Below are 12147 nucleotides of genomic sequence, written 5' to 3' on the forward strand. Positions count from 1 at the left end.
GCCCGAGAATGACTGCAACCAAGCCCGCGAGCGGCAAGGTCGAGGACCTGGCCGAGTTGCGCGAGGCCGCCGAAGACGCCCTGCCCTCGTGGGGCTTCCGCATCTGGACCATGCTCATCGTCGTCTGCGCGGCCTTCTCGCTCGACGCGCTCGACAACATCATGGTCGGCATCGCGGTTCCGCCCGTCCAAGAGGACCTCGGCATGACCACCGCCCAGGTCCAATGGGTCGTCAGCGCCTACGTCCTCGGCTTCGGCGGATTCCTCCTGCTCGGAGGGCGCATGTCCGACCTGCTCGGCCGCAGGAGGATCTTCATCATCGGTGCGGTCCTGTTCGGTATCGGCACCCTCACCGGAGGGCTTGCCTCCGAGGGCATCGTCGTCATCGCCGCCCGCTTCCTCATGGGCGCCGGCGCCGCCTTCAGCGCACCGGCGGCACTCGCCATCATCGTCTCGACCTTCCCGAAAGGCACCCATCGCAACCGGGCATTGGGCATCTACACCGGACTCGGCGCCTTCGGCTACTCCACCGGCGTCATCGCGGGCGGACTGCTCACCGAGATGAGCTGGCGCTGGACGTTCCTCGCGCCCGTCCCGGTCGCCCTGGTGATCATCGTCGGCGGACTCACGCTCGTCCCGCGCGACCGCCCGTCCGAGACGGCCGGCCGCACCTTCGACTTCGGCGGCGCCGCCACTGTCACCGCCGGCATGCTCATGCTCGTCTACGCCATCGTCGAAGCACCCGAATCCGGCTGGACCTCGGCCAGGACCCTGCTCACCTTCGCCGGGAGCATCGTCCTGCTCATCGTGTTCTGGCTGATCGAGCGCTCCGCCTCCCAGCCGCTCCTGCCGCCGCGGCTGCTGCGCAACAGCGCCCTGCTCGGCTCCAGCCTCGTCGCCGCCGCGATTCTCGGCACCTACATGAGCTTCCAGTTCATCGGCGGCCTCTACCTTCAGTCCTACCGGGACTGGTCGCCGCTGGCGATGGCCTTCTCCTTCCTGCCCATCGGCCTGCTCATCGCCCTGCTCGGGCCGCAGATGGGCAAGCTCATCTCCCGCTTCGGCGCCCATTGGATGATGTTCGCCGGATTCGCCGCCTACACCGCCTCGTACCTGCTGTTCCTCGGTATCGGCGACGACTCTCCCTATCTGACGGCGATCCTGCCCAGCATCGTGCTCGTCGGCATCGCCTTCCCGTTCTCCTTCCCGGCCGCGAACGTCTTGGCCGTCAGCCGGGTGACCGAGGAAGAGCAGGGCGCCGCCGCGGGAATTCTCCAGACCGGTTACCAGGTCGGCGCCGCCATCGTGCTCGCGCTGTCCACGGCCTCCATGGCCGCCGGCCACACGGCCGGGGACGCGCCCGACCTGGCAGGGTACCGCCAGGGGCTCTATGTCGTCATCGCCGTCTCGGTGGTGACGCTGATCGCGACCCTGATCGCGGCCGTTCGCAACCGGAGCCGCGCCTGAGGTGGGGCGGGGGGCTCATCCGCTCCCCGCCCCGGCGCCTCCGCGATCCGCCGCACCGGTCGGGGCGCGATCCGGCATTCGCATCACCGACCCCGCAAGGGCTTCCTCCGAGACGACGTGGCCCGTCGTCCTGGCGAGGGAGCCCTTGTCGGTGTCGCGACTCCGTCCGCGTGAGCGCCGGCCGGCCGAGGCGCGCCGCGTGTCACTCGCGGTTATCCATTTACTATGTTCAATGTGATTTGAATCATGGCAAATGTCATAATTACGTTGATATATTAAGAATACACTGAATTTACTTTTCTCTGCGGCGACCTCGAATGAGGCCGCCGCTGTCGCTATGCGCCGGTTCGCGATTCGGACAGAAGGCATTCGCGACTGTGCGTAACCCTCCGGTGCCTCTTACTAGACTTCATTACGAATCAAACTGGTAAGCGAGAGTCGTTATCTCGCTTGAAATATCAACAGAATGGCTCGCACTGGCGCTGGCGGGGAGCGGTGGTGCGGCACTCGCAGAGGTACTCGCCGGAACAGCATCGCCGGTATCACGAGAGGTCACATCGCCATGCCAGAAAACCAGCGCCGCGTCATGCGCCGATTCGTCACCGGCGTCTGCGTCACTTCAACCTATATGGATAAAGACGGTGAACGACTCCACGATGCGATGACGGTCAATTCGATCACCTCGCTCTCCCTGGACCCACCGCTCGTCGCCCTGTCGTTTCGGCACGAGTCGCGGTTTCTGGCGCGCATCCTCGCCAGCCGCTGCTTCGCGGTGTCGATCCTCTCGGCCCACCACGAGGCGGTCGCGATGACCTTCGCGCAGAGCCAGGACGAGCGCGCCTGGGCGGTGACGACGATGCTCGGCGAACCGGGCGCGGCGACCGGAGCCCTCGTCCTCGACGGCCCGGGGTGGATGGAATGCGTGCTCGACCGCAGCATCGAACTCGGCGACCACACCATGGTGGTCGGCGAAGTGGTCGCCACCGGCCGCGGCGCCGCCGCCGCCCCCCTCATATTCCTCGAAGGCGAGTTCCGCAGCCTGGAGGCGGTCACCTCATGAACACCGCCGGTGGAACCCCGCCCCGCCTCCACAGCCCCGCCGTCAGCTGGGGCGCGAACCTCCCCGACCCCGATGCCGCCGACCTCGCCGCGACGCTGCTGCGCGCAGCCGGAAGCGGCTCGGCAGCGATCCGCTTCGTGCGCGACGAGCACACCGAGACCGAGCTCGGCTACGGCGATCTCGCCCTGGCCGCCTCCAAGATCCTGAGCGGTGCGCGCGAACGCGGCGCGAAGCGCAGCGACAAGGTCGTGCTCGGCCCCATGGCGGACGACCGCGATCTGCTGGCCGCGGTCTGGGCCTGCGTCCTCGGCGGCATGGTCCCCCTGCCGCTGGGGGCGAACGGCCCGCGCTGGGATGCGCTCGACGGACTCTGGCGCGACGACGACACGGTCTGGACGATCGCCGAGCACCGCCGCGTCTCGCGGGCCCGGCACCTCGGCACCGTGGCCGAGCTCGAAACCGCTTCCCCCACCGAGGAGTACGAGCCGGGAGGCTGGGACGACCTCGCCGTCCTCCTACCGGTCCATTCATCGACCGCCCCGCGGGCCGTGATGCTCAGCCACGGCAACATCATCAGCCGCACCGTCGCCGCCGTCCACGCCGACGGCCTCGGCCCGGACGAGCGCACCTTCAACTGGATGCCCTTCGACCAGGTCGGCGGCCTGGTCATGTCCCATATCAGGGACGTCTACCTGCGCTGCGAACAGGTTCACGCCCCCACCCAGTGGATTCTGGCCGACCCGCTGCGCTGGATCGACCAGATGCACCGGCGCCGCACCACCGCCGCATGGGCCCCGAATTTCGCGTTCGAGCTGGTGGGCGATAACGCGACGCGGATGTGCGAGCACCAGTGGGACCTCAGCGCGCTGCGGCGGGTGATGAACGGCGGCGAGGGCATGGCGCCCGAGGTCCTGAGGCGCTTCACGCGGCTGCTCGAACCGCACGGACTCGCGTCCGACGCGATGATGCCGGGGTGGGGCCGGGCCGAGGCGGCCTCGACCGTCGTGGGCTGGCGCCCGCGCTTCGACGAGCGGCCGAACGGCCGGTTCATCGCCGCGGGATACCCGCACCCCGGTGTCGGGATCAGGATCGTCAACCACTTCGACGAGCTGCTGCCCGAAGGAGAGCCGGGGTTCCTCGAGGTCACCGGCGAGCAGGTCGGCGCCGGGTACTACGGCGACGCCGACGCGAGCCGGCGGGCCTTCAGCGCCGACCGGTGGTTCAGGACCGGCGAGCTCGCCTACCTGGAGCGGGGCCGCCTGACCGTCACCGGCCGCACCGGCGACGTCATCGTCATCGGCGGCGACGCCCACCACGGCCACGAGATCGAGCGGACCGTCGAGACCGTGGCGTCGGTCGAGCCGGCCTTCACCGTCGCCTGCGCGGTCACCGGCTCCGGCGGCGACGAACCGGGCCTCGCCGTCTTCTACGTCTCCGCCGAAGGCGCCGATTCGCAGGTCACCGCCAAGGAGATCCGCGAGGCCGTGCGGCGGGGGCACGGACTGGAGACCGTCCACGTCGTCCCCGTGGCGGCCGACGATATCCCCCAGACGCACTTCCCCCGGCTGCGGCGGGCCCTGATGGTCCAGCGGTTCGAAGCCGGCGCGTTCGACTCGACCGCGGTGCGCCCATGAGGATCGCCGTCATAGGAGCCGGAGCCTCGGCCGTCTGCCTGCTGGACGCGCTCGCGCAGCGCTGGGAGGCGCCCGCCGAGATCAGTGTGTTCGAACCGGCGCCGCAGCTGTGGCGCGGCCGCCCCTACCGGGCCGACACGCCCGCGGTCAAGGTGAACGCCCCGCCGTCCGAGATGACGGTCCGCGACGGCGACGCCCGGCACTTCGCGGACTGGCTCGAACGCCGCGCCACCGCCGCGCAGCTGGCCGCCGCCGCCGACCCGTGGTCGGGCGACCGCTTCGTCCCGCGCTCGCTGTACGGGTCCTACCTGGAGGACTCGGCCGACGCCGCGATCACGGCGCTGGCCCGAAACGGCATCGGCGTCGAACTGCGCCGGAGCGCCGTGACCGGGCTGCTGCGCACCGTCCGCCGGGTGGTCGTCAGGACCGCCGACGGCGCCGTCGAGCCCTTCGACGCCTGCGTCCTGTGCGTCGGCGTCACCAAGCCCGATGACCGGTACGGCTTGGACGGGCATCCCGACTTCGTGTCCGACACCTACCCCGCGGTCACCGCGCTCGCCGGGATCGACCCGGACCACGACGTGGCGATCCTCGGCAGCGGCCTGACGGCCGTCGACGCGGCCCTGGCGCTGGCGCACTCGGGCCACCGCGGCCGCATCGCGCTGGCCTCGCGCAGTGGCGTGCTCCCCGGCGTGCGGCAGCGGCAGGTGGCGTACGAGCCGCGCCACTTCACCGCGGAGCGGCTCCGGGACCTCGCGCGGCAGCGCGCGATCACCCTGGAGGCGGTGGCCGCGCTCATGGACCGCGAACTCGGCGCCGCCGGGTGCGACACGGGGGCGGTCGCGACCGAGTTCGGCAGCATGGGCGTCGAGTCGGCCCGGCAGCGGCTCGAACGGCATCTGGCGGAGGTCGACGCCGCCGACCTCGGCCTGCGCATCATGCAGCAGGCCGTCCCCGAGGCCGGGCCGGACATCTGGCCCGCCCTGCCCGCGGCCGACAAGGACCTGGTGCTCAACCGCCACTACCGGACGCTCATGAGCCTGTGCTGCCCCATGCCGCCGTCCAGTGCCGCGACCCTGCTGCGGTTCATGGAGTTCGGGCAGCTCGAAGTGCTCGGGCGGCTGACCGGGGTGCGGCCGTCCAGGCGCGGGTTCACGCTGGCCGCGGAAGGGGCCGTGCGCCGCTTCGACACCGTCGTCAACGCGATGAGCGCCTCGCGGCACCGGATCCCCTCCGCGGCGGCACCGGTCGTGAACTCGATGCTCAGGTCCGGCGCGGCGCAGCGGCACCCGCACGGCGGCCTGCGGATCGTCCCGTCCACCAGCCAGATCGTCAGTGTGCGGGGCCCCGATGCGCGCCTGTACGCCCTCGGCGACCTGGCGGCCGGAACCCTGTTCTTCACCTTCGGCGTCCCCTCCCTGGTCGACCGCGCCCGCGACATCGTCACGGCGCTCGACCGGGTCGGGCGGACCGCGCACCGGCCCCATGTCCCCACCGTCACCTCGAACCTCTAGGAGCGAGCATGCACGACCACTCCCCTTCGACCGCGAACTACCTGGCCGACACCGACACCGGTCTGCCGCTGCCGCAACCGCCGGTCTTCGGCAATGTCGAAGACGAACGGCGCCACCGCAAGCAGCGCCTGGCCGCCGCGCTGCGCCTGTTCGGGAAGTTCGGCTACTCCGAAGGCGTCTCGGGCCACCTGTCGGTGCGCGACCCCGAATACCCCGACCGGTTCTGGGTCAACCCCTTCGGGCGGCCCTTCGAGCTCCTCCGCGTCGCCGACCTCATCTGCGTCGACCCGGCGGGGCGCGTCGTCGACGGCGACGGGCTGGTCAACCCCAGCGCGTTCGTCATCCACTACCACATCCACGACCAGCGGCCCGACGCCGTGGCGGTCGCCCACGGCCACACCGTGTACGCCCGCGCCCTCGGCGCGATGGGGCGCCTGCTCGAACCCTTGGACCAGGAGTCGGCGGCGTTCTTCGAAGACCAGGTCCTCTACAGCGATTACGAGGGGCCGGCGGTCGACTTCGACATGGGCCGCCAGATCGCCGAGCACCTCGGCGGCAACCGGGCGATCCTGCTGGCCCACCACGGGCTGATCACCGTGGGCGGCTCGATCGACGAGGCCGCGCACTGGTTCTTCACCTACGAGCAGGCCGCCAGGGTGCAGCTGGTCGCCGCCGCGGCGGGCGAGGTGAAGCCGATGAACGCCGAGCAGGCCAAGCTCGCCCGCGACGGCTTCGGCGACGCCCACCTCGGCTGGTTCTCCTTCCAGCTGCTGTGGGAGCAGATCACCGCCGAACAGTCCGACCTGCTGGAGGAGTAGTGGCGCGGACCGGACCGGAGGCCGCCGCGCGGCGGCGGAAAGAGGACAGGAGAGACCGATGACCGGATTCGAGTTTCCGGGACAGTACTACGAAGTCATCAGGAAGAGCTTCCGCGACGTCGACGCGGAGACGGCGTACTTCTCGACATGGCTGGAGAAGAGCGGCCGGGCCTCGGGCGGAAGGGTCCTCGACCTGGGCTGCGGGACCGGCACGAACCTGCGGGCGCTGCGGGAGCGGGGCCACACGGGCGTGGGCGTCGACACCAGCGCGGCGTTCCTCGAACGGGCCTCGGCACTCGGGGGGGACGGCGTCGACTACGTCCGCGCCGCGATCACCGAGTTCGACACCGCGGAGACCTTCGACCTCGTCGTCTGCGTCTTCGCGACGCTGAACCTGATACCGCCCGAGCAGCTCGCGCCGCTGCTGAGGAGGATTCGGGGCTGGCTGAAACCGGGAGGGCACCTGGTCTTGGAGGCGGCGCACCTGCTCGGCTTCGTCGACGCCTACCAGCCCTATATGATCGCTCACCACGAGGCCGACGGCGTGCTCCTGACGCGGCTGGTGCGCACGACCGTGAACGGCCACACCGCCTGCTGGCGCAACGAGGAGACGATCGTCGCCCGCGACCCGGACGGCACGGTCTCGATGCACGCCAACCGCTTCGACCAGTGGGTGCTGACGGCCCCGCAGATCCGCGACGCGCTCACCGCGAGCGGATTCGCGGTGGTCGCCGAGCACGGCGGCTTCCGCGACGCGCCGCCGGCGCCGATCGGCAAGGGCCCGCTCGTGCAGGTCGCCGCATAGGCGGGGCGCACCCCACCCGGCTGATCGGGCGGCACCGACCGCTCGCGCTCAAGGCCCCGGCCCGTTCGCCGCCCTCCGACGGGGGCGGCGAACGGGCCGGGGCCTTCGTCGTCTCCGCCGGGGCGGTCAGCGGTGGTGCTTGCGGTAGTGCCGGGTGACGCGGGCGCGGTTGCCACACTCGAGCGAGCACCATTTGCGTCTGGGGTCGACCTTGGCGAAGTACCGGATGCACTCGGGAGAGGCGCAGGCGGTGATGGATTCGCGCGCTTCGGAGGCGAACAGGTCGACGGCGATCCCGGCCACCTCGGCCAGCGCGGCGGAGAGGGGCGGGGCGTCGCTGTGGTGCTCGCGGACGGGCATGCGGTCCCAGTGAAGCTGCGGCCAGCCGGGGGCCGCGGCGGCCCGCCGGTTGAGTCTGCGGCGGCTCTCGCCGTCGGGGACCCGGCCGTCCACGAACGCCGCGATGATCGAGCGGACGGCGTCGCGCAGTTCGCGCGCGTCCCGCAGATCGTCCTCGGTGACGCCGCGGAGCGCGGACTCGGGCAGCGGTGTCGCGAGTTCGGTCGCCGCCGAGCCCAGCCAGTCGGCGAGCTGGCCCGGGGCGGTGAGGTCGTCGCAGGTCTTCCCTCTTCTCGTGTGGAAGGTGTTGACCAGAGCCAAGGGCACGCGCGCGAGGATTTCGGCCCTCGTATTTCCCACATTCGCCATGTTCTAATGGTATAACAATAATGAAACCATTTGAAGTCACTCCGGGGACCTCGTCGAGCGCCGCCCGACGGGAATCGGCAGGAACAGGGTTCCCGACTCGCACGAGAACCGCGGACATCGGCGTCCACGGCACCGCGGCAGGGGGAGTCGCGCCTCGCGACCAGCGCACCGTCACCTGATCCACCAGGAGCCACTATGAAATCCACCCACACCCCCACCGCCGTCATGCGGCCGCCGTCGGCCGTCGGTTGGGAGCGTCTGCTGCCCGGGCAGGTCACCGTCGTATCGGCGGACGAGCGACCCGACGTCGACATCCGCCAGCTCGATCTGGGCGGGGTCAGCGCCGCGTTTCTCAAGACCGGCCCTCACAACCTCGTCAACACGGCCCAGACGGCGCGCTCGGGCGGCGCGATCGTCGACTTCTGGTATTTGCGGGCCGGATCGATGCTTGCCGTCCAAGACGGACGCTGCGAAATCGCCCAGCCGGGCGACCTGCTCTCCACCGACCGCGGCCGACCGCTCAAACTCCGCTTCCTGCGCAGCTCGCAGCTGCTGCACGTACCGGTCCCGGCCCGCCGACTGGGAATCACGGGCCACCCGTCCCCCCTGGCGGGCTGCCGCCTGTGGGCGAGGGACGGCGGCGCGGTCACGCTGCTGCTGTCGGTGCTGGCGGGGTTCGCCGAGTCGGTCGAAGAGCTCGACACCACCACGACCGCCCAGTTCGGTTACCAGCTCACCGATCTGATCGCGCTCGCCGCGGGGCAGGTCGCGCTCGCCGGGCGCAGCGGCCCCGGGCGGGTGCGCACCGACATGCTGCGCCGCATCCAGGGCTACGCCAGACAGCACCTCGACGACCCGTCGCTCGACCTCGCCTCCCTGGCGAGACGGCACAACGTCTCGGTCCGCTACATCCAGAAACTGTTCCAGGAGCACGGGCTGAGCCCGATCAGGTGGATCAGACGCGAGCGGCTCGCCCGCTGCATGGCCGATCTCAAGGACTCGCAGAAGACCGGCGTCAGCGTCGCCATGATCGGCCGGCGCTGGGGATTTCTGACCCCCTCGTATTTCACGCGGGCCTTTCGCCAGGAGTACGGGCTGACGCCGAGTCAGGCCCGCGCCGTCGCGGGCCTTGAGGGAGCGTGAGATGCGGCCCGTCCACCACCCCGGCGAGCAGACCGTCCAGCGGCGCGCCGGCGAAGGCGGTCCCGGCTGGGGATCGCCCATGTTCGACGCCCGCCTCTCGGGCGGCTTCGCCCGGTTCCTGGAGGGCCAGTGCATGGTGGTGCTCGCCGCGGCCGACGAGGAGGGGAGGGCCTGGTCGACGTCGGTGGCCGGGCTCCCCGGTTTCGTTCGCGCCGCGGACGATCGCACCCTGCTCATCGACGCCCTGCCGCCCCTCGGCGATCCGCTGCGCGAGGGACTGCGGGAGGGGTCCGACATCGGCATCCTGGCACTCGAACCCCAGACCCGCCGCCGCATCCGCGTCAACGGCGTCGTCGCCGCCCGCGGCGACGGCTTGGAGGTGCGGACCGAGCAGGTCCTGGGCAACTGCCCCAAGTACCTCCAGACTCGCGAGGTCACCGGTCTGGTGGACCCGAACCGGACGGGGCCGCCGCTCTCGTCCGGACGCCTCGATGAGGCCGACAGGGAGCTGATCGGGGCCGCCGACACCTTCTTCATCGGCAGCCGCTCCCCCGGCCACGGCGCCGACGCCTCGCACCGCGGCGGCGAGCCCGGTTTCGTCGCCGTCGAGGGGAACGTGCTGCGCTGGCCGGACTACCGCGGCAACTCGTTCTACATGACCTTGGGCAACGTCGAGATCGACCCGTCCGCCGGGCTCCTGTTCGTCGACTGGGAGAGGGGCGACACGCTCCAGCTGACCGGCCGGTGCCGCGTCGACTGGGACGAGGCGAACGCCGTCGCACTGCCCGGGGCGCTGCGGGTGGTCGAGTTCGAAACCGAGCGCGCCGTGCGGATCGCCTCGGCTTCGCCGCTGCGCTGGCGGCTGGTCGCCCGCTCCAGGTTCAACCCGCCGGTGTGCGTCCGGCCGTGACGGGGTGGTCGGGGCCGCGGGGCGGCCCCGACCCCGTCAGCGGTCGCCCGAGCGCGTGGCGATCGCTTCGCCGTGGGAGGCCGGGGGGCCGAACTCGGCGGCCGCGAAGCGCCGGCTCAGCGCGGCGCGGCGGAGCTTGCCGATGCCGGTCTTGGGTATGTCGTCTTTGGACACGGGGACGACGTAGGCGACTTCGGCGCCGTGGGCGGCGCGGACGGCCTCGCGGATCGCCTCGGCGAGCGCGGCGGTGGAGGCGCCGCCGCGCGGGTGGCAGAAGACGGCGAGGGCGGGGCCCTCCGCGCCGGGAGGGGCGACGGCGCAGGCGACGGTGAAGGACGGTTCGACGGCGTCGAGCCCTTCGACGGTGCTCTCGATCTCGTGCCCGTGGAGGGTGGTGTCGCCGACGGTGACGGTGTCGCCGCCGCGGCCGGTCACGGTCAGTTCCCCGCCTTCGATGTAGGCGAGGTCGCCGGTCCTGAACCAGCCGTCCGCGGTGAAGGTGCGCCGATTGACCTCGGCGTTGTTGTAGTAGCCGCCGAAGACGGGCGCGCCGCTCGCCTGGAGCAGCCCGGTCTCCCCTTCGGGGAGGACGCGGTCGTCCTGGTCGACCACGCGCAGGCCGACGCCGGGATGGGGGCGGCCGACGGCGATGAACCGGCCGATCGGCCCGGTCTCGGGCCGGAAGCGGCGGTCGACGATCCCCGAAGAGGTCTCGGACATGCCCCAGCCGGGGCAGATGGCGTGCGAGGGCAGCCCGAAGGGGGCGAGGAGCCGCAGGAACCGCTGGAGGACGACGGGCTTGACGGCCTCGCCGCCGTTCATGATGTAGTCGAGGCCGCCGAGATCCCACTCGCGGCCGTCCATGCGGTGGGCGTTGTCGTTGACCAGTCCGAAGGCGAAGTTCGGCGCCCAGGTGGCGGTGGAGGCGTGCCGGTGCATCTGGTCGATCCAGCGCAGCGGGTCGTCCAGGATCCACTGGATGCGGGCGTGTACTTGGGTGCAGCGCAGGTAGACGTCCCGGACGTGGAACATGACCAGGCCGCCGACGTGGTCGAGCGGCATCCAGTTGAACGAGCGGAGACCGGAGTCGAGTCCGTTGACGCGGGCGGTCGCGACGGTGCGGCTGAGGATGTTGCCGTGGGTGAGCATGACGGCCTTGGGAGTGCCGGTGCTGCCGGAGGTGAGCAGGAGGACGGCGAGGTCGTCCCAGTCGCCCGGCGTGTAGTCCTCCGTGGAGGGTCCGGCCGCGAGTCCGGCGGCTGAGCCGAGGCGGCGGGCGCGCGACGGTTCGGTGCGGGGCGTCTCGCCGTCGTCGACGATCCAGACGCGGTCGCCGGGGCGCCACAGGCGGTCGAGCCCGGCGGGGCTCGGACCGCCGGTGCCGAGCGGGAGCGGGACCATGCCGCCGAGGACGCAGGCCCAGAACACGGCCAGGAGCTCGGGCTCGTCGGCGACCTGGACGATGACCTTGTCGCCGCGCGCCGCGCCGCGCTCGCGCATGCCCCCCAGGATCGCCGAGGCGGCACCGGCGAGTTCCCCGTAGGTCTGGTCGACCTCGTCGCGCTCGTCTCGGACGTGCCGGATCCCGCCGGTGCCGCCCGCGGCGGCCGCGACGAGGACGGCGGCGAGATCGGTGACCTCGGGTTCGGACAGGTCGGCCCCTCGGGAGAGGGCGAGGGTGCGGCCGATGCCGGTCATGCGGCTACCTCCAGATTCCGGGACTCGCCTGCGGCGAGGAGAGGTGTTGATGTGCGTTCGCCTGTACGGTGCGTTACTGACGATACGGTTCCGGCGCGGTCCGGCTGGGCACGGACGCGCACGCGCATTGTCCGGATCGCGAATCGGGGAGCGGCGCCGCTCCCCGATTCGCGATCCGGACCGCGACGTGATCGGCGGGGCCGCTGCAGTCGAGCCGCTCCAAGCCCTCGGCCCGGGCCCTTTCGACCAGCTCCTCGGCGATCCGAACGTCCAGGCCACCAGCAGCAGTGGTCTCGGACTCGATCATGTTGTCGTTCAAAGTAATCCTCTCCCGGCTGAAGCAGCAGACTACTTCAACCTGTCTGGATCACCTTGACCCCCAAAGTTTCTG

General features: G+C 71.2%; 11 protein-coding genes. 8 read left to right on the forward strand and 3 right to left on the reverse strand.

What is annotated here, in order from left to right; all coding sequences use genetic code 11:
- The first annotated feature begins 8 nt into the window (after positions 1–8).
- From H613_RS28715 to H613_RS29680, 6 genes are all read left to right on the forward strand, one after another.
- The gene (locus tag H613_RS28715; RefSeq protein ID WP_051393757.1) at positions 9–1466 is read left to right on the forward strand and encodes an MFS transporter; all 1458 of its coding nucleotides are present in this window, start codon (positions 9–11) and stop codon (positions 1464–1466) included.
- Between the two features lie 586 nt (positions 1467–2052).
- Positions 2053–2526, forward strand: coding sequence for a flavin reductase family protein (locus tag H613_RS0123370; RefSeq protein ID WP_281171224.1), 474 nt, complete (start codon positions 2053–2055; stop codon positions 2524–2526).
- Positions 2523–4160, forward strand: coding sequence for an AMP-binding protein (locus H613_RS0123375; RefSeq protein ID WP_026925667.1), 1638 nt, complete (start codon positions 2523–2525; stop codon positions 4158–4160). Before H613_RS0123370 ends, H613_RS0123375 begins: the two co-directional genes overlap by 4 nt.
- Positions 4157–5674 carry an FAD/NAD(P)-binding protein gene (locus H613_RS28720; RefSeq protein ID WP_051393758.1) on the forward strand — a complete coding sequence of 506 codons (1518 nt, stop codon included), beginning with the start codon at positions 4157–4159 and terminating at the stop codon, positions 5672–5674. The genes H613_RS0123375 and H613_RS28720 overlap by 4 nt, the downstream gene beginning before the upstream one ends.
- A gap of 8 nt (positions 5675–5682) precedes the next feature.
- A complete protein-coding gene (locus H613_RS0123385) occupies positions 5683–6492 on the forward strand; it encodes a class II aldolase/adducin family protein (protein ID WP_051393759.1) in 810 nt (269 codons plus the stop codon).
- Between the two features lie 58 nt (positions 6493–6550).
- Positions 6551–7297: a class I SAM-dependent methyltransferase gene (locus H613_RS29680; RefSeq protein ID WP_051393760.1), complete on the forward strand. Its 747-nt coding sequence runs from the start codon at positions 6551–6553 to the stop codon at positions 7295–7297.
- 126 nt (positions 7298–7423) lie between these two features.
- Here the strand turns inward: H613_RS29680 and H613_RS0123395 are convergent, their stop codons facing one another.
- On the reverse strand, positions 7424–8005 hold the full coding sequence (locus H613_RS0123395) for a CGNR zinc finger domain-containing protein (protein ID WP_035739238.1): 582 nt from the start codon (positions 8003–8005) through the stop codon (positions 7424–7426).
- A 195-nt stretch (positions 8006–8200) separates the two neighbouring features.
- On the opposite strand from H613_RS0123395, the gene H613_RS29685 reads away from it, so the two are divergent.
- Positions 8201–9148, forward strand: a complete 948-nt coding sequence (locus tag H613_RS29685) for a helix-turn-helix domain-containing protein (RefSeq protein WP_026925670.1) — start codon at positions 8201–8203, stop codon at positions 9146–9148.
- Position 9149: 1 nt separating this feature from the next.
- Positions 9150–10058, forward strand: a complete 909-nt coding sequence (locus tag H613_RS0123405; RefSeq protein WP_026925671.1) for a pyridoxamine 5'-phosphate oxidase family protein — start codon at positions 9150–9152, stop codon at positions 10056–10058.
- A 36-nt stretch (positions 10059–10094) separates the two neighbouring features.
- Here the strand turns inward: H613_RS0123405 and H613_RS0123410 are convergent, their stop codons facing one another.
- Complete coding sequence (locus H613_RS0123410; protein WP_026925672.1) at positions 10095–11756, reverse strand: AMP-binding protein; 1662 nt, start codon at positions 11754–11756, stop codon at positions 10095–10097.
- 73 nt (positions 11757–11829) lie between these two features.
- Positions 11830–12075, reverse strand: coding sequence for a hypothetical protein (locus H613_RS0123415; RefSeq protein WP_156926234.1), 246 nt, complete (start codon positions 12073–12075; stop codon positions 11830–11832).
- Positions 12076–12147: the final 72 nt, after the last annotated feature.

This window comes from Glycomyces arizonensis DSM 44726, from assembly GCF_000482705.1.
In the GTDB taxonomy this organism is placed as follows: Bacteria; Actinomycetota; Actinomycetes; order Mycobacteriales; family Micromonosporaceae; genus Glycomyces; species Glycomyces arizonensis.

What these genes read in the sequence shown, in the direction of transcription:
- H613_RS29680 (WP_051393760.1), top strand. Translation starts at nt 6,551, where the DNA reads ATGACCGGATTCGAGTTTCCGGGACAGTACTACGAAGTCATCAGGAAG.
- H613_RS0123385 (WP_051393759.1), top strand. Translation starts at nt 5,683, where the DNA reads ATGCACGACCACTCCCCTTCGACCGCGAACTACCTGGCCGACACCGAC.
- H613_RS0123370 (WP_281171224.1), top strand. Translation starts at nt 2,053, where the DNA reads ATGCGCCGATTCGTCACCGGCGTCTGCGTCACTTCAACCTATATGGAT.
- H613_RS28720 (WP_051393758.1), top strand. Translation starts at nt 4,157, where the DNA reads ATGAGGATCGCCGTCATAGGAGCCGGAGCCTCGGCCGTCTGCCTGCTG.
- H613_RS0123410 (WP_026925672.1), bottom strand. Translation starts at nt 11,756, where the DNA reads ATGACCGGCATCGGCCGCACCCTCGCCCTCTCCCGAGGGGCCGACCTG.
- H613_RS0123395 (WP_035739238.1), bottom strand. Translation starts at nt 8,005, where the DNA reads ATGGCGAATGTGGGAAATACGAGGGCCGAAATCCTCGCGCGCGTGCCC.
- H613_RS0123375 (WP_026925667.1), top strand. Translation starts at nt 2,523, where the DNA reads ATGAACACCGCCGGTGGAACCCCGCCCCGCCTCCACAGCCCCGCCGTC.
- H613_RS29685 (WP_026925670.1), top strand. Translation starts at nt 8,201, where the DNA reads ATGAAATCCACCCACACCCCCACCGCCGTCATGCGGCCGCCGTCGGCC.
- H613_RS0123405 (WP_026925671.1), top strand. Translation starts at nt 9,150, where the DNA reads ATGCGGCCCGTCCACCACCCCGGCGAGCAGACCGTCCAGCGGCGCGCC.
- H613_RS28715 (WP_051393757.1), top strand. Translation starts at nt 9, where the DNA reads ATGACTGCAACCAAGCCCGCGAGCGGCAAGGTCGAGGACCTGGCCGAG.